15 protein-coding genes are annotated in these 24,732 nt (G+C 46.0%); 3 read left to right on the forward strand and 12 right to left on the reverse strand.

Annotated elements, in window-relative coordinates; translation table 11 throughout:
- The first annotated feature begins 121 nt into the window (after positions 1–121).
- Entirely contained in the window at positions 122–991 is an 870-nt protein-coding gene (locus MHB64_RS22995) for an AraC family transcriptional regulator (protein WP_341135444.1), read from the forward strand.
- A 76-nt stretch (positions 992–1,067) separates the two neighbouring features.
- On the opposite strand, the gene MHB64_RS23000 is transcribed toward MHB64_RS22995, so the two are convergent.
- From MHB64_RS23000 to MHB64_RS23035, 8 genes are all read right to left on the reverse strand, one after another.
- Positions 1,068–3,128, reverse strand: coding sequence for an alpha-galactosidase (locus MHB64_RS23000; RefSeq protein WP_341135445.1), 2,061 nt, complete (start codon positions 3,126–3,128; stop codon positions 1,068–1,070).
- 456 nt (positions 3,129–3,584) lie between these two features.
- A complete protein-coding gene (locus tag MHB64_RS23005; RefSeq protein WP_341135446.1) occupies positions 3,585–5,966 on the reverse strand; it encodes a glycoside hydrolase family 95 protein in 2,382 nt (793 codons plus the stop codon).
- Positions 5,967–6,094: 128 nt separating this feature from the next.
- Positions 6,095–7,816, reverse strand: coding sequence for an alpha-1,3-galactosidase-related protein (locus MHB64_RS23010; protein ID WP_341135447.1), 1,722 nt, complete (start codon positions 7,814–7,816; stop codon positions 6,095–6,097).
- 64 nt (positions 7,817–7,880) lie between these two features.
- Positions 7,881–9,014 carry an SGNH/GDSL hydrolase family protein gene (locus tag MHB64_RS23015; RefSeq protein ID WP_341135448.1) on the reverse strand — a complete coding sequence of 378 codons (1,134 nt, stop codon included), beginning with the start codon at positions 9,012–9,014 and terminating at the stop codon, positions 7,881–7,883.
- 98 nt (positions 9,015–9,112) lie between these two features.
- Positions 9,113–10,768, reverse strand: a complete 1,656-nt coding sequence (locus MHB64_RS23020) for an extracellular solute-binding protein (protein ID WP_445671645.1) — start codon at positions 10,766–10,768, stop codon at positions 9,113–9,115.
- 108 nt (positions 10,769–10,876) lie between these two features.
- Positions 10,877–11,773 (reverse strand): carbohydrate ABC transporter permease, encoded by an 897-nt coding sequence (locus MHB64_RS23025; RefSeq protein WP_341135450.1) that lies wholly within the window; start codon positions 11,771–11,773, stop codon positions 10,877–10,879.
- Between the two features lie 15 nt (positions 11,774–11,788).
- Positions 11,789–12,673, reverse strand: a complete 885-nt coding sequence (locus MHB64_RS23030; protein ID WP_143759569.1) for an ABC transporter permease — start codon at positions 12,671–12,673, stop codon at positions 11,789–11,791.
- A 322-nt stretch (positions 12,674–12,995) separates the two neighbouring features.
- Positions 12,996–13,196: a hypothetical protein gene (locus tag MHB64_RS23035; protein WP_341135451.1), complete on the reverse strand. Its 201-nt coding sequence runs from the start codon at positions 13,194–13,196 to the stop codon at positions 12,996–12,998.
- 99 nt (positions 13,197–13,295) lie between these two features.
- Between MHB64_RS23035 and MHB64_RS23040 the strand changes: the two genes are divergently transcribed.
- Positions 13,296–14,219 (forward strand): helix-turn-helix transcriptional regulator, encoded by a 924-nt coding sequence (locus tag MHB64_RS23040; RefSeq protein ID WP_341135452.1) that lies wholly within the window; start codon positions 13,296–13,298, stop codon positions 14,217–14,219.
- A gap of 145 nt (positions 14,220–14,364) precedes the next feature.
- Here the strand turns inward: MHB64_RS23040 and MHB64_RS23045 are convergent, their stop codons facing one another.
- The 3 genes from MHB64_RS23045 to MHB64_RS23055 all read right to left on the reverse strand — a co-directional run bounded on the left by MHB64_RS23045 (position 14,365) and on the right by MHB64_RS23055 (position 21,670).
- Positions 14,365–16,575, reverse strand: a complete 2,211-nt coding sequence (locus MHB64_RS23045) for a helix-turn-helix domain-containing protein (protein ID WP_341135453.1) — start codon at positions 16,573–16,575, stop codon at positions 14,365–14,367.
- A 268-nt stretch (positions 16,576–16,843) separates the two neighbouring features.
- A complete protein-coding gene (locus MHB64_RS23050; RefSeq protein ID WP_094877390.1) occupies positions 16,844–17,689 on the reverse strand; it encodes an NAD-dependent epimerase/dehydratase family protein in 846 nt (281 codons plus the stop codon).
- Positions 17,690–17,773: 84 nt separating this feature from the next.
- Entirely contained in the window at positions 17,774–21,670 is a 3,897-nt protein-coding gene (locus MHB64_RS23055; RefSeq protein WP_341136115.1) for a X2-like carbohydrate binding domain-containing protein, read from the reverse strand.
- 370 nt (positions 21,671–22,040) lie between these two features.
- Between MHB64_RS23055 and MHB64_RS23060 the strand changes: the two genes are divergently transcribed.
- Positions 22,041–22,883, forward strand: coding sequence for a DNA-binding protein (locus tag MHB64_RS23060; RefSeq protein WP_341135454.1), 843 nt, complete (start codon positions 22,041–22,043; stop codon positions 22,881–22,883).
- A 234-nt stretch (positions 22,884–23,117) separates the two neighbouring features.
- On the opposite strand, the gene MHB64_RS23065 is transcribed toward MHB64_RS23060, so the two are convergent.
- Entirely contained in the window at positions 23,118–24,728 is a 1,611-nt protein-coding gene (locus MHB64_RS23065; protein ID WP_094869498.1) for a response regulator transcription factor, read from the reverse strand.
- Between the last annotated feature and the right edge of the window lie 4 nt (positions 24,729–24,732).

The following is a 24,732-nucleotide window of genomic DNA, read 5'->3' on the forward strand; positions in this document are numbered from 1 at the left end:
AACCTATCCAATATGTTGCGGATTCATTGTATTTATCGTACCATTTGGATGAACCACTGTCTTTGTTGACCCGTTCGATTATTTGACGATTTGTACGGTAAGATAAGAAAAGAGGGGCCACATGAATAAACTATCTGAAATAACTCCGTATGTCGGCGCAATCATGCCTTATGTGTACGACGGCAGCAGCAATGAGCATCTGAGAGTCGGTAATGCATACGCGTTCCACTTGTTTACTGATGGCCCTGGTGAGATGGAGATCGACGGAATACGTTATCCGATTGAACGGAGGACGCTTGTCTTTCTCCGTCCCGGTCAACCCCATGCTTTTCATATCATGCCTTCTCATCCACTGTCGTCCTACAACATCTATTTTGATTTATGGGACAACCACACTCCAGTATCTAATAACCTTTCATTTATCCACGCCCCTGAAGGCTTACATTTTGAAAAAAAAGCCACCGAAGCACCCTGTGCCGAGCTGAACGAGTTGCCTTGTGTATTTCCACTAGCTAAATATCCCCTGCTATACGATAGTCTTGTGATGATTGCCAAGTCTTACAATGACGCGCTGTTCTATCGTAATGAGACGGCCAATAGCTATCTGTACGGCTGGATCTTGAGCTGGTATAACGCCCTCCATCAGCATCAGCCAAGTGATTATCGTATTGTCCGCCTGCTCGAATATTTGAACACCCACCCCGAGCGTGGTAAATCTATCGAAGATTGGGCACAGTTCTGCGGGCTCAAGCGGACATATTTCCATGAGCTATTTCTACGGGAGACCGGAATGACGCCACGTGTCTATCATCATCATTTAGTCATGAGGCGGGCGGCAGGGCTGCTTCTGGAAAGTGAGCTTAGTGTGACTGCGATTGCTGAGAAGCTGGGCTATCCTTCCATCCACCCCTTCTCCAGACATTTCAGTAACTGCTACGGCATTAATCCCACACGGTACCGCCTTCATCCACAAAGCCGAATACGAATGTAAGACTTCAATAAAAAGAATACGCGCTACCCGCGAGAAGCGGTTGCGCGTATTCTTTTTTCAATGTGTATAATCAGTTCTACTTTGCCGTTAATTTGAAGATTTTGGACTCTGCCGGTTCGAGCGTAACCGCAAGCTCTCCCGCTGCTTCCCCTTGTGTGCCTTCCCATAGATCAAGCAGTTGGTAAGCTACTTGACTATTCAGTCCTGCACGCTCTAAAGAGATCGATTTATGAGCGGAATTCGCAGCATCATAGTTGAAGACCGCAAGATAGAATACATTGTCTTCCGCATCTTCAAGTACGAAAGCATTGGAAGCTTGCTTGCCAAGATCCCCTTCGACAGGGCGGAAGGTCTTCCCTAGGCGGGCGATATTCATAATCTCTTTATTGCCCAGCCACGCTTTGGCCCGGGTGGCTGCTTCTTCTTTTCGGAAATCATCTCCTAACAGCAGCACCGTTCCAGCGATGACTGAAGCGGTCAGCCGACTCCGACCTTCATGCCAGCCCGTGGCATCTTGGTTATGGCTCTTGTACAGCACGGAATGATCCGGGTCATTGTAACGATATAAGGTATGGCTCATCCACCAGCCATGTGTCAACGAATTCAGCAAATATTCTGTATCGTGCAGTGTACCGAAGACGTCACAGGATACCCGGCGGCTATGTGCAAAGGCATAAGGGAACAATGGCGCGATGGATAGATTGATAAAGAACGGCCGACCGATCACCTCTGGTGAGAGCTTGTTCTGCAAGTAAGTCATCCCATAGTGATATGCCGCAATTCCCGTCGTAATCTCCGGATTGTAATGTTGCCCTTCCAGTGCACCATGCGCCAAGAAGTCTAGCTTGACATACTCGAAGCCTTCCGAGATGAATTTATTCGTATACCAATCTATTCTTTGCAGGTTGCCTGGATGTGTCGGGTCAATGGCCAGCCCTCCATCAACATCCGGCAAAATTTCTCCTTCGCTGTCTCGCAGCAAGATATCACCATAAGTGTATTTGCCGTTTGTACCTTCCACGAGATCCCCAAACTGAGCCGGACTTCCCCAGAAGGCAAAAGGCGTCCAGTAAGTTCCCGGTCTATGACCGTTCTCCCGAACCAGGTCCAGTGCATTCTTCATTTCTTCTGGTGTGAAATTGTCCCAGAAAGCATCAAAGTTGATGTACAGTGTGTCCTCATTCTGGAATCCTAGCGGCTGCACTTCATTTTTCAGAAAATTACTGGTGGACGTATACAGATCGTAATCAAGCTCAGCCATTGCCGCAGACCAGCTATTCCAGCCGATAGGAACCCCGCCATCCCATGACAGAGGAGCCTCTATCCAGGTATTAGCCTGACCGTATGCTTCAAGCCCTTTTCTATAATCATCATAGAACCCTACGAAAACGAGCGGTGACTCTACTCGTGTTCCTTTCACATAACCATGTGGCTGGGAATCACGGGTCATTTCACTTACAGCGCCGCCGTAAAGATCCAGCTCCTCGATCCCTCCGCTCCGTTCGCTTTTGATATGAATTCCTGTCTTCCACACCTTGTGCGTAATAGAACCCATAATAATTCCCTGCCGGCTTTCCGGCGCGAACAATGCAGTTACTTCATAGCTTTCCGTATCCATCGGCGGCTTCACTACTGTATATCTGACCCACTTGTCGTTGTCGTACGGCACACGCAGAATGCTTGGTTCTTCGGGTTGCCCTGACTCCCCGCCAAGTGACACCGATTGGGTCTGAAGGACTGCCATCCGGTTTGCCTTGATCTCCTTGTCGCTTGCGCTTGTGATTACGATTTGCATCAACACAAATGATGAAGATTCATAAATATAGAAATGCTGCTCCAGCTGTGGCAGCAGGGACGTTTCGTGCAAAATGACTACGTGAACACCTTTTCCAAAGCCCTCACGAACTACTACTTCCTGAGACTTCAGTGTGTGGCTCTGATAATGTTCTGTATTGTATTCCCGGCCCTGCCAGCGGAATGCGCTGCGAATCCCTTTTATATGAGAAGTGTTTCCGCGGGCAACGGATGCTTCACCCGTCCCGAGATCAATCTCTAGATTCACCTCATCATTGGTTACACGGATAAGAGATGCTGTGTCCGTATTCACTTTTACCGTTGTAGCACTATCAGTTAGCATGATTTGCCTCCTTGTTACTGCATTTTGGACCTTGAAGGCGGCAGGCTCTGTACCTGTGTCCCCCAAGTATGCCCTCATTATAAAGATCAGATAAAGCGTTTTCTATACAACGATCTTCCGATCCATACCGCGATCTAACACATCTCAAGCATAACCGCCTTCGGTATCCTTATAAGGACGGTAAGCATTTACTCAAGAAATATTCAGGCTGAACAAGAAGAAGCGCCTATGCTAAAAATACTGCTTACGCTTAACCATTTCGCATCTTTCGTATCCACACTCCGTTTCCCTCTTACTCACTCTGCGATAATAGTGTTTTTCAGTTGCCACACGGGTCCACATATTTCCATTGCCGCTATAGATCATTTTGTGAATTCTTATATTCGTACAAAAAAACAGCAGCAGGGCCTGTATTTCAGGTCCCTGCTGCTGTCCATATTCGTATGAAACTAACTATTATTGCTTACCAGTTATAAGCTTGTAGGTTTGGCCTGCGGTCGTTGGAAAGCTCACCATTCCATCTGCGGAACGGTCACACTTCATTTCATTACCGCCATTACTCACCATAAGCGAAGCATCTGTGCGGATCACACATTCATTGCCTTGAAGGGAGGTAATCTGTGCTTCCACGAGATGGCCTCTATCCCACTGAATGCTAACTTCAAAGCCACCGCGGGCACGTAGCCCTGCTACACCTCCCCCCTGCCATTCATCTGGCAGTGCAGGCAGCAGATCGAGATAGCCGAGGTGAGATTGCAGTAGCATCTCAGCAATTCCGGCAGAAGCGGCGAAGTTACCATCAATTTGGAACGGTGGATGTGCGCCAAGCAGATTGGCATAAACCCCGCCGTGACTATACTGTTCGGACTCCCCGTCCTTCACCAGCCGCAGCATGTTTGAGAGCAGGCGTAGTGAGCGGTTGCCGTCCCGGAAGCGGCTCCAGAGCGCAACTCTCCAGCCCAGACTCCAGCCCGTGCTCTCGTCCCCACGCCGTTCAAGCGAAGTTTTGGCGGCCGCGAACAGCTCAGGGGTCTCATCTTCTGACAACTGCCGGCCCGGATAGATACCGACCAAATGTGAAGTATGTCTGTGATACATATCCTCATCCTCAAAGTCTAAGGACCATTCCTGCAATTGTCCGTACTTACCAACCTGCAGCGGCAATAAACGTTCACGTGCGCTTACCCATTCTGCACGCAAATCCTCATCCGTTCCAAGCGTTTCCGAGGCCTCGATACAATTCGTAAACAGCTCCCAGATGAGCGAAATATCCATAGTAGCACCTGCACTGACTGCAGCCAAGCCCTCCGCAGTCCGGAATTTATGCTCTGGTGAAGTGGATGGAGAGGTCACAAGCCTTCCGTTACCATCGTCAATAAGCCAGTCCAGTGCAAACAGAGCCGCCTCCTTCATCACAGGATAAGCGGAAGTCCGCAAATATTCCTCGTCGCCGCCAAAAGCATAATGCTCCCAGAGATGTTGTGTCAGCCAAACGCCGCTCATCGACCAGTAAGCCCAGCTTGGATCTCCGTCACCATAATCCCCCACCGGTGCTGTCTGTGCCCAAAGATCCGTATTATGATGAGCCACCCAGCCTCGGGTACCATAGTTGACTTGAGCAGTCTCCGCACCCATCTTCGCCAAGTTTCCGATCATATCCAGCAGCGGCTCATGACATTCCGCCAGATTACAAATTTCAGCTGGCCAATAATTCATCTCTGTATTGATGTTCAGCGTATAGTTGCTGCTCCACGGCGGACGGGTAACCGCATTCCATATTCCCTGCAGATTAGTAGCCTGCGTTCCAGGGCGCGAGCTTGCGATCATCAAATAGCGCCCGTAATGAAACAGCAACTCGACAAGTCCAGGGTCTTGTGCCGCGTATGTCGTAATCCGTTGCTCCGTGGACATCGAATCCGGGGCTAGTGTCTTACCTAATTGGAGCTTCACTCGGTCAAAAAGCGATCGGTAATCCTTGGCATGCGCTTGAAGCAAGCTATCGTAAGACTTTCCATTCACATCTGCCAAGTAAGAAGCTGCAATAGCAGAAGCATCTTTCCCCTCAGCTCCCGGGATTTTGTCAAAACCATTAAAGCCTGTAGCCGCGCTGAAATAGAAGGTTGCAGCCGTTCCTCCCAACAGATGAATTCCACTACCGTCAACGGTAACTTCCCCATCCTCTGCTACTACGGAGAGTTGTCCTTCAAAGGCCATGCCCTTGCTCTTGCCAGGTTCTCCGTATTGGATCGGATTGTCACTCCAAAAATAGCTTGGATCAACATGCTCCGGTGCAGTTCCCGAGAGTACAAAGTTATCACCCAGAGCGTGAAGGCTATGCCGAAGCGAACTATCTAGCGTAGCATGCACATTCAGCGCTCCCGGTGCACTTGCAGTCAGACGCAGCACAAGCAACTGATCAGGATGTGAAGCGAACATCTCACGGGTATAAGTAACATTACCAATCTTGTATTCAATGCGGTGAACCGCATGTTCAATATCTAATGTCCGCCGATAAGATTGATAAACACCACCATGCTCAAAACGAAGTAGTAAATCTCCAAAAGGCAGATACGATTGGGTGTACGGACCTAGCATCTCTCTAGTCAGGGTGTCCGCTTCTGAATACCGGCCCTCCTGAATCAGCTTTCGAACCTTTGGCAGAGCTTCCTTAGCACCGGGATTGTTCCCATCCTTCGGGAACCCTGACCATAATGTATCCTCGTTTAGACTGACTTTCTCCTGTTCCACACCGCCGAAGATCATACCACCCAGACGGCCATTCCCAATCGGAAGCCCTTCGGTCCATACATTTGCTGGCTTGTCATATTGAAGTTTCATTGGTTCTCTCCCTCACGATCTGTCATGAATCAAATAATGTATTCCCCCAAGTCTGCCCTCATTATAAAGATCAGATAAAGCGTTTTCTATACATCGATCTACCGATCCATATCGCGATCTAACACAACCTACCCTAACTCATTGAACAAATTATCCTGAATGCCGACCTCGCTACAAGCGGTTAAACATATCGCAGCCTCAACACTGGAAAGACAGTTCATACTTTCCCCACCCATGACAATTTCGTTAGCACTGAAGGCCAGTCTGCGGGTACTCTTGGCACTAAGGACTAACGTTTTACCAGTCTCGAACCTGTTGTTCTTAATAACTATGCCCTGATGAACAGGAGTGCTCTCACCAACCTCTGTGTTCTCTGGCGAAATGAAAATAACCGGATGCTCGATGCCCCCGCATTCAATAAAATGATTCTCGGCGATGGTTACATCCTCCACCTTGCCAGACTCATACCAAGACTCCGCATCCAGGGCAACCAGAATTGCACTCATTTGCATCCGATCAAAAACATTCCCCTTAATCTCTACTTTACGCCGGGTTGTCACAAGGATACCGCGGGTCGGTACCCGCGCGAGGTGATTATTTACGACTTCAACCTCCGGTGTCCAGGTTACATTCTCGATCACATCATGGCTGCCAATCCCCTCAGGAATCGGATGTGCTAAAGTCAGTATTAGCTCGCGTGGATTGAGACGCGTAACCTCTATCACTTCATTAGCCGCATAGGTAGTCAGAGAGCCAGAACGAACAAATTCAATTTCGTCTCCCGGATGAAAGGCCAGGAATCCGTAGGTCTGCGGATGCATGAAGCGAACCTTCACCCTATTCGCAGACAGCTGCTCAACGATCCGTAGATAGGTACCATGGACATTGACGACGTCATCATGAGAACCGGCAAAACGGCTGTCTGCAACAGTTATTTCACCTCGGCAGCTGGACATGTGGATGAAATCCGCAAAGCCAGCAACCGTTCGGCCTGTCTCCAGGCGCGGCGAAATATCCATGCGTTGAAAGGTGAGATTGTCGCTGAACTGCCCTACAACACCAAGTCCGTGTAAAAAATGCAGCCCCACATCGCCGAAGGTGATGTTAGAGCTTTCCACAAGGAAGACACCTACCTGATCGCGAATACCATCACGGCTTTGCAGAACATGCCCGGGGACAACCTCAGGCTGATGATCAAAATGCAAGCGGAGCTTCATCGGCTCCAGCTCTTCAACCGAATCAGCCAGCTCCGACCAGTTGTCCATCCGCCAAGTCGTATTGCTGAGTGGATCATAGGTCTGCATCGGTCCTTCCGAGAAGCTCCAGCCCTCACCGATCCAGACCAGCTTGCCGTCCCTGATCTCATAATGCGAATCGGGGTGAACCTGGACATCGAAATAATGAGTACCGCTTTCAATAATCGTCATCTCTGACACAGTCGGCCGGGCGTAGTCGGTATGCAAATTACGAATCTCTACATTTTTGCAGCCATCCAGCAAGAACATCGTCTGCTTGCCATGGAAGATAAATAGAGAGCCATTTCCCTCAAATATTAAATTGTGCAGCCCTTTTAAGAGAATTCCTATAGTCTTGGTGACATCAGGATTCTCTTCTTCACTGGTAGTGTTGGAGATGTAGTAGGGTTTCCGGATGGCCTCTTCCGGATAGAAATGATAACAGCCTTTTGGACAATCCAGCAGGACCGGCCCAGTTATTTCGGCAGCTGCCTCAATAGCTCTTGTCATGGCTGGCTGAGCATCCAACCCGGAATCCGGCAGAACACCATAATCAGTCAGGCGGATTACGATAGGAGAAGAATCGACGCTGTGTTCTGTAAAAGAAATGATCAACACCAACTTTCTTAGTATTGTAAACGCTTAATAAGAGGCAGTATAATCCTTTCGGTTAAAATAATTAATTGTACATTAGCTTCAAAATACGCAGACTGGTGCCTTTACTCTGTTCATCCTTTTCCCCTGTAATTCGCACGGTTACTTGCAATTCCTGACGTTGTTCCTCGATTCCGAACATAGCAATAATAGGCCGAAACGCAAGCGGACACCATTCATCGAATAAGTGAACCGCATGAAAGGGACCGTCATTGAGTGAATATTCGAATATTCCACTATCCGGGCCGTAAAGCAGCAGCATCCCCACACTCTGTCCGGTTACTGTGTAAGAAAAAGATGCCTCTTTGCTGTCTGTATATAAATGCTCCGTTCCAAATCGCCAGTTCATCAGTGGATCATCAGGGGTAAGCTCGCGTAGCTCGAACCCATCTGCATGATCAGCGCCTCTGAAATCCAGTAAGTTACCATATTCATAATTCCGCTCCTCCAGAGGAGCAATACTTAACGCGCTTCCGGTATTTGAATATGTGTTGTCAAGCACAAGAGCTGCATCCAAATATTCCTGTAAGAAAGAAGCATACAGCGCATGTCCGTCATCATTGGGATGATATCCATCCGGAGCCATCTTGGTCCACTCCATTTGTCCGGCCTGGGTCTGTGCATAGACTCTAGCTGCAAAATTAACTGATGGAAGATCGTAATGCTCAGCTACTTCTTCGTGGACGGCAATGTTAAAGGGGTTGCTCCCCGACAGATTCTTCTCTGCTGCCGTATACAAGAAGCAAATGTCAGTGCCGGGCGACAACCGTCTGCACTGGCGTACAATGCCTTCCATACCTCTAATGGATTCTTCCCGGTCGTTGCCGTCATTGACGCTAAATTCAACGAATAGTAGATCAATCTTGTCGTATTGCAGGACATGTGACTGTAATCGGTGAGCGCCCAGCGTGGAATTCGTTCCACCCACTCCCGCATTGATGAAGCGGAATTCATGATTCGCAAATCGCTCCTGCAGATACTTACCAGTCAGCACTCTCCAGCTAAATATGTCCGCATCGGAAGCACCCGCCCCCTCCGTAATGGAACCACCCAAAAAGGCGACCGTCACCCGCTCCTTTCCTGCAAGTCTTACACTTGTATTCGGTAGTCCTCGTCTTGGAGCTACAAATTGATGATTGCAATGTTTCTCTTCTGTCATGACTGATCCTCCGTAAATAAAAATGTATATTTTTCCTTGAAATCAAGAAATCAGGTGCTGGGGTATATCTTACAGCACCTGATTCTGATTTCAATATTTTATTTTTTAGAAGTTTCATAAGCCTTTTGCAAGATTTCGAGATAACGATCTAGCTTCAAGTCTTTCAGACCTTTTATATAAGCATCCCAATCTTTAGTAAGATCCTTGTTGCCCGTGATGAATTGAAGCTGATTTTGCTCAATGTAATTCTTAATGTTGGTTTGCAGTAAGCTCGCTTCATCGATTTCGCTTGGATCAATCCAAATCGACCAGATTGGGAATAATTCTTTAGGCTCATGTCCTTCATACAGCAGAGTCGCATCATACAATCTGCGTTCATAACCGCTGGAAGCGTAGATGTCAGTAGCTTGAACGAAAGTATCACGGTACTCTTTTGGCATATAGAAGTGACCCATGCCGCTCCATCCCGCATTGCGCGGCGCTTCGCCCTCTGCCATAGGAATGGTCTTGATTACTGGTTTAACATCTTTGTCCAGCGCTACATCGCCTTCTTCTGGATCCGTCCAATCAATGCCCTTCATACCGCTGCCACCATTGGTCTGTCCTTCAGAAGTAAACATATAGTCTACCATTTTAATTAAAGCGATCTGCGCTTCCTCGCTAGCTTTGTTGGTGATGACAAACTTCGCTCCCGGGGATACGCCACCTGCATCATGAGTCGCATAGGAGATACCTTCCGGTCCGCTAATCGGTGGTACAGGATTGTAGTGTGCCGAGCTTCTATTGCCCGGATCAATATTAACGAAAATCGCAGGGTGCATGCCCGCACCGGCGCCCAGAATTTCCGCATCGGCATTTTCACCGATTTTCTTGAAGGCTTCCGCGTTCTGTGTGAATGCCCCTGGATCAATCAAACCTGCGTCAAACAGAGATTTGATATAAGTCAGGCCTTCCTTCCACTCCGGTGTGACAGCCGCCGATTGAACTTTTCCATCCAGCATATTCAGATAATTGCGGTCATCATCGTATACAAATGCATTCATGAGGAATGGTACAATGCGTACACCAAACTCCTCAATGGAGCCACTCAGCGGCACTTCATCTGCTTTTCCATTCCCGTTCGGATCTTGTGTTTTGAAAGCTTCCAGCACTTGTTTGAATTCTTCGGTTGTCTTCGGCATTTCCAGATTCAGCTTCTTCAGCCACTCGGTATTGAGCCACATTTTGCTCGGATAGGAGCAGTGAAAGCACTCTGTGTAAGCGACAAGCCCGTAGATATTACCATCAGGTGCTGTGTTAAGCGTTCTCAAATTATCGTTCTTTTCCATAGCCGCTTTAATATTTGGAGCATATTTATCAATTAGATCGTTCAGAGGAATTAGTACGCCCTGTTTGCCATACTTCAGAAGATCTGCCTGTGAGAACTGATCGATATAGTGAGTGAGCAGGTAAGCATCAGGGTAATCGCCACTAGCAAGTGAGATTTGGCGCTTTTCCTTGGCTCCGTCTGAAGGGTTGATTTCCCATTTGAATTTAATATTGAATTTGTCTTCCACAAATTTCGAAAATTTATTGGTAGGAACATCGATCCCGGATTCCTGAACCGAGAACACGCTGATTTCCACCGGTTTGCTTGCTGATTCCGAGTTACCTGAGTCAGCAGGTGCGGAGGATGTGTTATCTGTATTTTTATTAGCACATCCGCTTAACACCACCGTAAGAATTAATACCAGCACCAATGACAAGGTCATCATACTTTTCTTCAAATCCGATCACTCCCTTTTATAATTTAGGCAGGTACGATATCTTTCTGTCATTTCACTGCGTGCCTCTCCCCCTCTCCAGATTCTGAAAGCTGTGAATTAGCCTTTAACTGAACCGACCAGCATTCCTTGGACAAAATAACGCTGAACAAATGGATAGATAACAAGTACAGGCAGCGTAGCGATAACTATAAGTGCATATTTGAGTAGCTCAGCAAGCTGCTGCCGCTCCACCATTTTCATTGCATCCATAGTACCTGCGCTGTTGTTCTGGATAATGATGCTTCGTAAGACAAGCTGAAGTGGAAACAAATTCGCTGATTTCAAATAAATCAAAGCGTCAAAGTAGGCATTCCACTGTCCTACCGCGTACATAAGGACTAACACCGCAATAATAGGCTTCGATAACGGAATAACAACGCTCCAGACAAACCGCATATCACTGCAACCGTCGATTTCGCTGGCTTCCAGCAGCTCCTCCGGAATGGAGGATTGAAAGAATGACCGGGCAATAATGACCTGCCATACCCAAATCGCGTTTGGTATCAGCAGTGCCCAGCGGGTATCAATCAAATGGAGTTCCTTCACGACCATATAGGTCGGAATCAGCCCGCCGCTGAAAATCATCGTAAAGGTGATGATCATCATCAAAGTGTTGCGTCCGAAGAAACCTCTGCGTGATAAAGGGTACGCGATCATGATCGTAAGCACAACACTGATGAGCGTCCCTGCGGCTGTATAAAAAATAGAGTTGCCGTAGCCTGTAATGATCTCAGGTGTATTTAGCAGAACCTTGAAACCTTTGAAGGAAATATCTACAGGCCATAACCAGACTCGGCCGGAGGTAACCGCTGCTGGACTGCTAATCGAGCTACTGATGATAAAAATTAGCGGATAAATCACCGCGATGACCACGAGGCTGAGTAGGATATAAATAGTGGTCAGAAATAGCTTATCGCCAGTTGATTCTTTAATTTTTTGTTGAACTGCTGCCATGTGGTTGCTCCTTTCCTACCAGATGCTGTTGTTTGTGATGCGTTTAGCCAAGCCATTCACCGTAAGCAACAAAATAAGGTTGATTACCGAGTTGAATAGACCAACCGCAGTTGCAAAGCTATAATTGGCGTTCAGCAAACCGACCCGGTAGACATAAGTGGCAATGATCTCGGAATTCGCCAGATTGAGCGGGTTCTGCAGAAGATAAACCTTCTCAAAGCCAATAGCCATGACATTCCCAACATTCAAAATCAGGATGATGACGATGGTAGGCACAATACCTGGCAGATCAATATAACGAATTTTTTGAAAGCGTGAAGCGCCATCGACTTTGGCTGCCTCATAAAGCGTAGGATCTATACCGGCAAGCGCTGCTAAATAGATAACGGCACTGTAGCCCGCAGTCTGCCAAATATCAGACCAGACATAAATCGAACGAAACATTCCCGGTTCTCCAAGGAAATTGATCGACTCCAAACCGAAGAAGTTGAGAGCGATGTTCGCAAATCCAAGACGAGGTGCCATAAATAGCATAATAATGGACACCATGACAACCGTCGAGATGAAATAAGGCGCAAAAGAGACCAGCTGGACGAACTTTTTGAACCTTCCCCCGCGCAATTCATTAATCATGAGCGCAAGGATAATCGGAATTGGAAATCCCGCCAGCAGCAGGTAACCACTAAGCATGATGGTGTTCTTGAGCAGCGTCCAAAACTGCGGATTATCAAAAAATAATCGAAAATTATGAAATCCAACCCATGGACTTCCCCATATTCCTTTAATCACGTTGTAGTCCTTGAAGGCTAGAACCGCATTCAGCATCGGATAATACTTAAAAATGAGGAAAAATAACAGAGGTGGAATTACGAGCAAATGTAGCTGCCAGTGCTTTTTCATACTTCTGCGAGCATTTTGTAAAAATACAGAGCCCCTACGCTTCGGTAACGACTTGTGGTGTAATACTATTTCTTTCTCCAGAACAATCCCCCCTAAGCAACCGCCAGTAGTTTATGATAGCGCTTTCTACGAGTTGATCATAATTGACTTTTATCCCCAAAGAAAAGGTACACTTAGGCATTTCAGCGTACAAATAACCCTGTTCAGGGAGAACAAAATAGCTGTAGAACGGCCATTTTTCCGGAAACAGGGTTCGGACTCCGAAAAAAGTATTAGACTGACGATGCTTCATTAAGCTATACCAGCTAATAGTTTGTCAAGATTACCAGTAAAGTAGTTTCTTCGGATGATCAAAACGGTCAACTTCTCCATAGATGTTTAACTCGCACACAGATTTAATTCCCTTCTCTGTAGTACAACTCTCCAATAGATAGGCATCAGCAGCAGCCGTTTTCACCTTTCGAGGACCCTCTCTGGAGATTTCCAATCTGGACAATTCTACCGGCAGTTGAATAAAGCCCATGAGACAATTCAACCAACTCTTGATAGGATTGCGTTTGCAGAAATGCTATGCTGTTTTTGACAGTGCGCACTGTACATTTTGTTTTATTGGAGGTATACAATGCTCGACTTGCGTAAAATTGGAGCTTATATTTCGAAGCTTCGCAAAGACCAGGATCTTACCCAATTGGAACTTGCCGATCAACTGAATGTAAGTCATCAAGCGGTATCGAAATGGGAACGGGGCGAATCGCTACCGGATATCGGAACGCTTCCGCAGTTTGCAAGGTTATTCGGCAAAACGGTAGACGACATTTTAAATGCAGGAGACAATACAGAAAATCGGGAGCACCCGCACCTAGGAACGATCGTTGAGGAGATCGCAGAGAACAGGCCGGAACAAGTTGCAGAGATGGTCAATACCGGAGAGGCGGAGGTGGAGGAGCTTGTAGAAGTAGCGCCGTTTGTAAAAGCAAGCGCTCTGCATAAGGTTACAGAACGATTAGACAGCAGCGTCCTTAAGTTAGACGTGATCATGCGGCTGGCTCCGTTCCTTGGAACAGGCACATTGGATGAACTGGTTCGTCAGGCAGAAGAGGGCGAAATTGTGTGGAATACCATTACTGGACTCGCTCCGTTCGTCAGCAGCGACACATTAAGCCGACTGGTAGATAAATCGATTGACGGTTCCTTAGAAGTGCACAATCTTGTTGGGATTGCCCCGTTTCTTGGAAGAGAACATGTAGATCGGTTAGTACAACAAGCAGAAGAGGGCAGCTTGAGCTGGCATTCCATTCAAGGGCTGGCACCCTTTATTAGCAGAGAAACATTAAACCGTTTGGTAGACCGGGTTGAAGACGGCACTATCGATGCGGATCAGATCATAGGCCTTGCACCTTTTCTGGACAGTAAAAATCTCGAGAAGTTGATTAGTGGAGTCGAAGCTGAACATCTTAGCCCAGATCTGCTGGCAAGTCTTGCTCCTTTCGTCGATCAAGGGACATTGAGCAGAATGGTGACAAACTTATTAAATAAAGTAAAGTAGGATGCATAGACCGTCGGTGACAAGCTAACGGGAACGTTATTTGAACGACAACAGCGGCAGTCTAAGACTTTATTTATCAAGTCTTGGTCCGCCGCTGCTTCTTTTACTGGATCAGTCTAATACTTAATTTTTGCCAAACAACTGTTTACTCATCAATAGACTGTCTATAAGCGCTCGGTGAAACGCCGATTAACCGCTTGAAGGCCCGTCTGAAAGAATGTGAACTATTGTAGCCCACCCGAATAGCAATCTCATCAACCGTATACCGACTATCTTTGAGCAAAATCACAGCCTGATCCATTCTCACTTTTATCAGATGATCGGAGAAATTGACACCTGTAACCTCTTTAAACAATTGAGAAATATATTTTTCAGGCCGTTCGACCTGTTCGGCTACCCGGTACAGACTCAGCTCTGTATCCGAATAATTCTCTGCTGTATATTCCTTGATCTGCTTAATAATCTGAATATGAACATCCTTCTTTTTATTTGCAATAAGTCCGCACAGTTCTTCCATAATAACAAAAAATTCGGTCTGAATCATTTCGAGTCGTTCCGATGAACCAATGTCTATGACCCTCCGCTTCACACTCTCGATGTCCGGGTATTCTGTAAAAGCCTTTTGATCCAGAAGCTTAAGAAACGTCCCTTTTATTTCTCCAACAAGCTGTTGCTTCATTTCCATGGATAATTCACGCTGTTCCATGTTCTGGGCAACAATCGCACGGACAATCCGTTTAGCCTCTTCTAACTCTCCAGCCCGGATGGTACTGATCAGACGTTGCTCTGTATCCAGCGGATAATAGTAGGTCGTATTCTCATTTTGGGCTTCGCTACTCCATACAATTCCTTTTTTATTCATGTAGACGGCATATTCCAGAGCTTGCTTGGCTTGGTCAAAGGAAAGGCCGATTTCCGTTATTTCTGTAAAAAGATCTCCGAAGCCCGCCTGAGTAGTAATACGATACTCATTAAAAACGTACTGCGCCAAATTCTCCAGAATGCTGGTGATATTCTCTGCCTCATACGCTTTGTCATTCTCTTCTTCCTTGGAGAAAAACAGAGTTACCACTTTGTCGGAGCCCATATCCGTCATTAGTACTTCCACTCCGAGATCCGATAGGGACTGCTTCAGCAGCAACCGGGAAGCATTCAGCTCATTGAGAATCTCAACGCTGTCCATACCGGCATAGCCGTTAATCTGAACAATTCCTACATACCCAGTGTTCTGTTTCAAATTAATCCCCACCTGCTCAGCGGCTGTGAGAATCTCATCATGCGTTTTGAATTCCCCTGCTAATAGCCGCTTCAGAAATGCATCCCTGACCAACGGAAGCTGACGATTAAGTTCGGTTTCCAGCAACTTGTTCTTAGTGATCATATTGGCAATATTTCCGCTTAAAAAGTCAAATTCATTCTTGGCGGAGGCCTCTTCCTTGCCAAATTGCTCCTTCATGACGCTAAGCATACGATTGATTGGAGCGCTGTTACGGTAAGCTAATATTAGTCCGACTATCAAGCCGATGAGTAATGTTCCTCCCGTAATTTGTATGGACATTTGCTTGATCTTGTTAGCATTATCCATCAAAATAGGCCGGGGAATCCCTGTCTGGTATACCCAGCCGTTCGAATCAGAACGAGTCGTGATCACTAGATCGTCTTCATAGAACTGACTAACCTTGGTTTTATCAAAATCCGAATCAGCGGTCATATGGGCCATTTTCTGCTCATCACTTCCCTGCAGGACAATCGTATTTCCTTCAGCATCGCTGATATGAACCCAGCCTCCGTATCGCTCAGTTAAACCAGATAACAGACTAGAAATGATTTTCTCGTCTATGATCACTACCGCGACAGCTGGTGAGGAATCGTTGAAACTATCCAGAGGGAGTGACTGCATATAGGTAATAACGGAGGTTTGCATGCCCCTGCTAACATAGTCACTGAGTGGCTTGATTTCACTGCGATGGGTTTTCTCAAGCACTTCTTTGGTCCAATCCTGTAGCGGAAGATCCTTATAGTTGAAATTAGAGTAGTAATGTTCCGGTCGGTAAGAAGAACCTGGGGTTAGAATAAGATTATAATTGGCGAGGTAAATATAATAGTTTTGCAAAAAATCATTCGTCTGACCGAAAGTCAGGACATTCCGCATCGTTCTCCAAATGCCATACACGTTCGTCTCATTGTCTCTTTCATTCATCAGAACATTTAGCTCCTGGTTGACTGCCAATTGCCTGGTAAACCCTTCTACTTCCGCCATGCGGCGCTCCAATATTTCCTGACTTTTCTGGAGCTGGGTGACCCCGTTCTCAATAGAGATAGACTCTGTCACAGAAATCGAAGTCAGATAGGACATATATCCGCCAATGCTGGGAATGACCAAAATGACTACATAGGAGATTAAGAATTTACGAAAGATATTGGAATATTTAAGCGTAGTGACCCCTCCCCTAATATCATTTCGATAGCGCTATCATTACCATAGATTAAAACATTTTACTTAATAGTCAAGTGTGCAAAACCAATTTTGCAGATGTTAAACCTAAAAAGCAGCGATATACGCCGTTATCACTGCTTTTTATTCACCATCCGAATTTTTTTATCTTTCCAGCATGTAAACCCTTCTACGCTTTACCCCTCGTATGGCGGGTAGAATGTGAAGGCACAAAACCGAATTCCTCTTTGAAACGATCCATGGCATATAAAGGCATATATTCTTGACCCGAAAAATGATAATAATCCAAATTATAATCATTCCCCACCAACGGGGTAAGGAGCTCAGCCACTGGCAAGTTGCTGCTAGCATCCGGCCCAACCAGATTAAGAGTTCTTACCCCCGGCTTGAGTGGAGATTCCAGTGCCGCAGTAATACCCTTCACTACATCCTCTGCGTGGACATGCCCCAGTGTGATGAACGGGAGCGTCGGCTTGGATCCAGTTTCCAAGACAGGAGAAATCCAGCCCTGGGAGGCTACAGCTCCAAAGCGAAGATTGATAAAGTCGGTATCTTTATGATTGCGATGAAAATACCGGGTCAACTCCTCGACCATAGCCTTGCTTAGCCCATAGGCATCCGCCGCCAAGCAGGGATGATCATCTGGGATAGGCAGCTCAAGCGGTATAAAATCCTCAGTGAGTCCACCCACCACGGCAATGGAGCTCGCTGTGATGAACTTTTGGCAACCGCGGTCCAGCAGATAACGGTACAATCTCCTTGTTCCCAATACATTAACAGCAAGGCTGTCCTCCTCAGTAGAGCCGCCAGTAACAGCAGCAAGATGAATCACCGCCTGAATATCATACGAGTCCAGCCTGCTCAAATCCTCCGCTGAATCAAAAGAACCCTGAACATAGGCAAAAGCCCCTTCCGGAGCTTGGCGTGACAGACAAATCACTGTATGTTTATCCGCCAAATGCTTGACTAGAGCCGTTCCGATAAATCCACTTGCTCCGGTAATTAGAAGATTCATGCTCTTCTCCCCTTCTTTTTCTCATCTCATATCATTCAGAAAAAAGGGGCCAAAGAAGGCCCCTCCGTTCATTCATCGCTCAACTTATTCTGTCCACTGTTCTCCGCCTTGCGTACTAGGCTTCGAGATATGGTCGGTCGAAGCCTCCTCAATATCACCGAATGCCCAGTGGGAGACTGGAACATCGTTCCACCCTGGCTGTGTGACACCCATAAGTGGGCCTCTGCCCAAAACTCTGTTGATAGCTGTAACGGCTTCCGCACGAGTAAGCTTGGAATTCGGGCGGAAAGTTCCGTCACTGTAGCCCTTCATTATGCCTATATCTTGGGCTTTCTTTATCGCCGCCTGTGCCCAGTGGCCGGTAATGTCAGAGAAGCCACGGCCCGATGTTGCAGAATCCGGGCTCAGCATGGCTGTTAAACTAGCCATTTCTGCACGCGTCAATGGTTGATTAGGTTTAAAAGCACCATCGATGTAACCGTTCATTAGTCCCATCTTAGCTACTTTGGTAATGGCATCTGCCCCCCAATAGCTGGAGGATACATCACTGAATATTACGCCTGATCCAGTGGCCTCTTTCTCAGCAACCTTCGCTAGGATGGTTGCCATCTCAGCACGGGTAATGGGAGCATCGGGTTTAAAGAAGCCGCCCGGATATCCGTTGATATACGCCGAATGTCGCATTGTCTCGGCATCCTCCTTCCCATCAGTTCCAGATGCCGGAGTTGGCGTTGGCGTCAGGGTAGGTGCGGATGAAGGCTGAGCGGGTATAGACGGCCCCCCTGCATCAGTCGGTGTGGGTGTTGCTGTCGGTGTTGGAGGTTCTGTAGGGTTCGTTGTTCCGCCATCACTGGTTGGGACTGTGAATTTCAATTGATCTGTCAGCATGAGATTACCTGATTTCTTCACAGCTTTAAGTGTGTGTAAGCCGCTTACCAATCCAGAAATACTATAAATCTCCTGTTGTGTCAGTCGGCTCTGACTATAAGTATTCACGGTCTGAATCCTTTGGCCGTCCACATAAATATCTACTTCACCTTGATCTGGACCCGTAGGTGTAATCAGACGGATTCCAGTGCCCTTGAAGGTATATTCAAAGGAATCGCCATCTACTGTCGTTGAATGCACATCATTAAGATAATCGCCACCAATAATAAAGCTGAGGGTCAACTTTCCGACTGGCTGTGATGCGAGATAAGATTTGTTCAATGTAACATGCTCACCAGCTACCGTATAATCGGTCCCTGGAACCAGATGATTTGATCCGTTCGTAATGCCAATGAAGCTTTCCGGCTGTTGTAGAAGTGTAATCTCAATGTCCTGCTGAGCAGAAGATGATTTATCAAAGCTCGCTGCGATCGGATTGATCATATTCGGAATCTCTACCTTGAGCATGTCAAGCAGCATGAATCTGCCCGATTTTTTCACAGCCTTAAGTGTGTGCTGGCCATCTGTAAGCCCAGAGATACTGTACAAAATCTGCTGTGACAATCGCCCGTTTCGATAAGCGCTTACCGTTCCCTTGAATTGATCGTCTACATAGATATCCATATCCCCTTGCGATTCGTCTACCTCAGTGAACAGTTGAATCCCTGTTCCTCTGAAGGTGTATTCGAAAGAATCACCGTTCTGCTCCGCATACTGCACATCGTCATTGTAGTCGCCCATTCCTCTTCCACTACTGCGGGACCAAGTACCGTTATATTTGATTCCCGGATCGTCGTTATTAACCATCACATAACGGATGCCTGTGGAATCGCTAATGTGTACCGCTAGTGTCTGTGGATCACCGGTGTTAAAGATGATGTTTAGACTTGCCAGGCCAGCAGGTTGCTGCGCAAGATATTCCTTCTTGATGGTCAATTTATCATTAGTCACCGTATAATCTTCTTCGCGCAGTGCCACTCCATTATTTTCAATAGCACTCAGCGTATTACCCTGCAGATTAAGCGTGACGGTGACATCCTTCTGTTGTTCCGTTGCTTTATCAAACCCAGCGGAAGTCGGAGTGATAGAACTGTTCTGACCCCCAGCCGGACTTTCTGTTGTCACTTTCAGCGCGTCGAGCAGCATATAATTTCCCGATCCCTTGCTCACCTTAAGCGTGTGAGGACCGTTAGAAAGCCCTGATACACTATAAAGAGATTGTTGTACCTCTCTCGGTCCACTTGTATACGCATTTACAGTCTGTGCTGTCTCATCATCCAATGTAACAACCATTTCTCCTTGCGATTCATGCCTTTCCGTCAGCAGCTCAATGCCCGTTCCCGTAAAGGTGTACTCGAAAGAATCACCATCTTTCTCGGTATAATGCACATCGCCATTATAATCTCCATGTTCTCGGGCAGAGCTTACCTGCCATGTGCCGTTGTATTTAATGCCGTTGTCATTATCATTAATGTAAACCACATCCGTAACGGTGGTATAGCTTGCCGAAGCCGAAGCTGAAGCTGAATCCGTAGCAGGGTCAGCCACAGAGTTGAGAGCATCCTCTTGAGGAGCACTGGTAGCAGTAGCCGAGGAATCCTTTATCGTAATGCTTAGATCCTGCTTCCCTTCAAGCAGCTCCTTGCCTCCATTTCGCTTCCAATCGCCGCTGTAGCGCATCCCTGAATCATCGTTATTGACAGCTGATGTGCCGCTTAATGCGGTTACTTTAAGCATACGAGAGGCATGGGGTTCAAGGATGCCACCGCTGAATTCCTTCTCAAAGGTTCCCAGCTCGGAATGGCTCCATAGGTCGCGCACTGAAGCCGGACCCTCAAGGCCAAGATCACTCCATTTGACTTTAACCTCCGCACCCCGACTACCCAGATTGAACAAAGCAACGCTGTAAGTCCCATCTCCATTATTGGCGTACCAGACCTGCTGTTGGGTATCCATCGACACTGGATGTCCAGGACGTCCGGCCTGATTGACGGCAATTACCTCATCATTGGTAAGCAGCTCTAGTCCATAACTATCCAGCCGTGTCATGTCATTCCCTGTATAGAGCGGTACGGAAGAAATGGACCAAAACGTCATCGCAGTCTTCCGCTCATCCTTGGTCAGACCATCCATTGAGCCGTTACCAACATTCAGGGAATCGAAGTCATTCCAACCGCCAGGGCCTGCATCCCGCCACCAAAGTGCTGCTTTGGGGAATAATCGGGAAATACTCGGCCATGCTGTCAACCCACTGCCGTCATAAGATTCAACATCCCAGTCAATTCGCCAACCGTTAGCATATTTTTTCCAGAACTCTACGTAATTGTGGTCGAGTGCCCAGGACAGCTCAAACCAGATGTTATTTCTATCCAAGGCTTTGGACCAAGCTTCTACGTCACCGCGTGCATCCCGGCTCAAGTTGTCAATCCCCGACCCAGGGGTTACGCTGTCGAATTTGACGAAATCGATTTCCCACTCGCCAAGCATGTCTGCAATGGAATCCACATACTTCTGGGCACAGGGATTCGTGAAATCAATTTTATAGGTGTAGGAATTCCAATAATCCATAATGGTAAGCGGCTTGGCTGTAATATCCTGAATACGACATTCGCCGCCTGTCCCATACACCTCAAGATTTCGGTTATATGCATCGATAGATACCCCCGGGATCAGATAGATCCCAATCTTTTGCCCATTATGATGAACATAGTCAATGACCTCCTGAAATCCGTTCGGATAAAGGACGTCACTAGGAATAGGCCTACCGTATTCATCCATATCACCATTCCAGCCTGCATCAATATTAATGTATTCATATCCATGGGCCTGCAGCTTCTCATGCATCGCGTCCGATTGCTTCTTAACGCTCTCCGCCGATGTCCAGTTTCCTGCCCCATCATACACCTGCATACTGTAACTGCTCCAGCCCATATACGGCTTCTGAGCCATACTCTTCTCCGCCGCTTGCGCCACGTTACCTTTTATTCCTGTAAATCCGAACTGTGCTGCTGCAATAATGAATACTAGCAGACTCATACCCAATCTTTTTCCCATTCGCTTCAAATCATCCTTACCCCCTCATGAAATGTGGTCAAAATTACTTTGATAGCGCTTTCTTTCGGGAAGATCATAATTGAATATGGATTTCCAAGATAGGTACATTTCGGAATTTTACGTACAAATAACCCCAAAATAGAGGGGCAAATAAACAGCATAACAGACATAATTCCTGCGATTCGAAGGAACTTAGTAAAAACACTGTAACTGTACCCTGGTTATATTTGGACAATCCTAAAACAAACTCTTGTTTCCTTGTTCCAGTGATGAAAATCACTTACTATATTGGTAAAATAAAGAATAATTTAAAGATACAAACGTCACAGTAATAACCGATGAATGATATGCTGAAGAAAGGAAGATCGCATTGAAGTTGGATTTGGATGGATTAAATGCCGATTCCTTAACGTGTATGCTTAAGGCATCTTTTTCATTGGAAAATTGGGATGCTATGATTGAAGTTGCAGACAAGCTGATCACACAGATTGCAATTATATATGAGACAAGCAGTGACACAACGAGAGAACAAAACCTGAAGCGGAGTGTTCCTTATTATTTTGGATTTAGCTTATGTTCAAAAGGAATCGCACTGCAAAAGCTCGGTAAGTATTCTGAAGCTAGAATGTGTATCTTAGAATATTCTAAATTAGACTGGATCAAAGGGTTAGATGAAGAAGGACATAATGAAGTCAACTATTACCGTAATATCGCAAAAGCCAATGCCTACGTGCTAGATCTTCTGGAAGGCGAGACTGGAATCCTAGAGGAGTATGTTGAATTTATTAGAAACAGTGCTGAGGAAGAATTACTACCGGGACTAATTACCATCTTGGAATCCTCCATAAAATATAACTATTCCGTAGATTGGATTCTGAGAGAATTCGAAATAAACGCTAATGACATAGGAGCACGAGGAACTCAAGAGAGCATTAGATATTTTGTGGATTACAAATTCTTGCTGGCGATGTACCATTACAAACAGAAGAATATGTGTAAGGCGATAAACACAATTCTGGAAACCTTACTATTAAGTATTACGCTGAAAGATGACACAGGCTTTAAGAAAGCAGCGGCATTATTTGAGATCCTTAGAGACAAGGCTAATCAATCACAGCTTCAAGTGCATCACAACATAATGAAAACTATAATAGAGAGGGAGTTTACTAATGAAAATGAAAATGTTCTTCCTGACAGTCGTAGTCTTGATTAGTTCCAGCTTAATGATTGCCTCTGCAAGTGCTTCTGCTGTCGATTCGGGTTCCACCATTTACACCGTTAACAATCACGGAATGGGTCATTGATTGAATTTTTATAAGTGGATTATACAAAGGAGCGATCATCCAATAACCGGATGGTCGCTCCTTTGTTTGTAAATGAACATGATAGATTAGCTAAAATACAAAGTCCTCAGAATCATGCAGGATTATCTCGCTATAAATCCTCTTTATAAACTGTTCTTATACTCTTGCGGCGTCTTCCCGTATTGGGATTTAAACAACTTAATAAAATACTGCGGTTTCTGATAGCCGATTTCATGCGCAATTTGACTGATTCTCAAATCCTTGTACTTCAACAATTGAACCGCCTTCTCCATTCGCAAGCGGAGCACATAGTTCGAAAAGTTCTCTCCGGTTTCCTGTTTAAACAGGTTAGATACGTATACGGGATGAAGATTAACATTATCGGCTACCGCTTGAAGAGTTATATCTTTTATATTTCCTTGGATGAACCGGCGGATTCGCTCCATCAGATCAGAGCGTATATTGTCCGAACGTCTGTCACTGTAGGCTTTGATTTGGACATAGCTGCTGAAGGCCCATTCTTTTAACGGTTCATCACTCCAGCTGGCATCCATTTTCAGCATCTTTTCGATATCTCTTCCAAACACCTCAAAGATTCGTTTACCTTTCTTATGCAAATAATAAGCGTATGCTTGCAGCAGGGTAACGTATATTTCAATCCCGTATTCACGGGCTCCACTTCCCGCCCCTTCAAGTTCACTGAATATCAGTTTCAGCTTACTCTCAAATGCCGTCCATTGCTCGATATCGATTAATTCCATTAAAGTCTGGGGGCGATAAAGCTCTGCCAGCGGCTGGATTTCAAACATTTCTTTCTTTTGCGTCACATGAAAAAAGCTTTCCGTTTGATAGCCAATATAATCGGTATATATCGATAAAGCAGAATGGTACATGGATAGAATATCTTTTGGGAAACCTCCCCAATCGCTTATGACCAGGGAAACCTTCGATTTTAAATACAATTTGATCTGATGTTGGGAGAGTCTGGCCAAGTCTTCTATGATCGCAGAGTCCGCTTTGTCTGGTTGCTCCAGATTGGTTTGAACCAGAAAAATCAAATAATCATGTGAATCTTTACAGTGCATGATATTAAATTTCTCCGAAAAAACTTCTTCTACGATGTTATACATAGCATATTCAATCAATGAGAGGCTATAAAGATCCGTATTTGAGTAATCCTCCTCCACCCTCATACATAAGAGAATGGTCTCTCTCTCAACAGAAAAGGGAAGTCCGTATAGTTGAATCTTGTCCTTCAAAACAGATAAGGGATAATTTTTACCGGAGATCAAATCAAACAATAACATTTCTCTTAATTTGGGCAAACTCTCCCGGAAACGGTAAACAAATTTTTGCTGATTTAACAATTCATTTCCTTCTTCTGTAATTTTAACGATAATATTGCGAAGAGTTTGCTCCAGTTCCTCGTTCGAGACTGGTTTGAGCAGATATTCAGCTACTTGCTGTTGGATAGCTTCCTTCGCATATTGAAATTCATCATAGCCGGTTATAATAACGGCCTTCGTATTTTTCCATTTCTGATTTATTCGGGCGATCAATTCGAGCCCTGTCATTCCGTTCATATGAATATCCGTGACCACAATATCAACGGAATGGTAATTCAGCAGCTCCAGGGCCTCCTCGCCGGAATATGCCTTATAGACATTGGTGATCCCCATTTGCTCCCACGGAAGTCCTATCGCCAGGCTGTCAACCAAATGGGTATGATCGTCTACGATTAATATTTGGTACATCCCT

It is taken from the genome of Paenibacillus sp. FSL K6-2859, from assembly GCF_038008265.1.
GTDB classification, from domain to species: Bacteria; Bacillota; Bacilli; order Paenibacillales; family Paenibacillaceae; genus Paenibacillus_AQ; species Paenibacillus_AQ nitricinens.

Coding starts and splice junctions, on each gene's coding strand:
- MHB64_RS23030 (WP_143759569.1), bottom strand. CDS start 12,673: ATGAAAAAGCACTGGCAGCTACATTTGCTCGTAATTCCACCTCTGTTA.
- MHB64_RS23025 (WP_341135450.1), bottom strand. CDS start 11,773: ATGGCAGCAGTTCAACAAAAAATTAAAGAATCAACTGGCGATAAGCTA.
- MHB64_RS23045 (WP_341135453.1), bottom strand. CDS start 16,575: ATGTCCTATCTGACTTCGATTTCTGTGACAGAGTCTATCTCTATTGAG.
- MHB64_RS23035 (WP_341135451.1), bottom strand. CDS start 13,196: ATGGGCTTTATTCAACTGCCGGTAGAATTGTCCAGATTGGAAATCTCC.
- MHB64_RS23040 (WP_341135452.1), top strand. CDS start 13,296: ATGCTCGACTTGCGTAAAATTGGAGCTTATATTTCGAAGCTTCGCAAA.
- MHB64_RS23020 (WP_445671645.1), bottom strand. CDS start 10,768: ATGATGACCTTGTCATTGGTGCTGGTATTAATTCTTACGGTGGTGTTA.
- MHB64_RS23000 (WP_341135445.1), bottom strand. CDS start 3,128: ATGCTAACTGATAGTGCTACAACGGTAAAAGTGAATACGGACACAGCA.
- MHB64_RS23050 (WP_094877390.1), bottom strand. CDS start 17,689: ATGAATCTTCTAATTACCGGAGCAAGTGGATTTATCGGAACGGCTCTA.
- MHB64_RS23065 (WP_094869498.1), bottom strand. CDS start 24,728: ATGTACCAAATATTAATCGTAGACGATCATACCCATTTGGTTGACAGC.
- MHB64_RS22995 (WP_341135444.1), top strand. CDS start 122: ATGAATAAACTATCTGAAATAACTCCGTATGTCGGCGCAATCATGCCT.
- MHB64_RS23015 (WP_341135448.1), bottom strand. CDS start 9,014: ATGACAGAAGAGAAACATTGCAATCATCAATTTGTAGCTCCAAGACGA.
- MHB64_RS23005 (WP_341135446.1), bottom strand. CDS start 5,966: ATGAAACTTCAATATGACAAGCCAGCAAATGTATGGACCGAAGGGCTT.
- MHB64_RS23055 (WP_341136115.1), bottom strand. CDS start 21,670: ATGGGAAAAAGATTGGGTATGAGTCTGCTAGTATTCATTATTGCAGCA.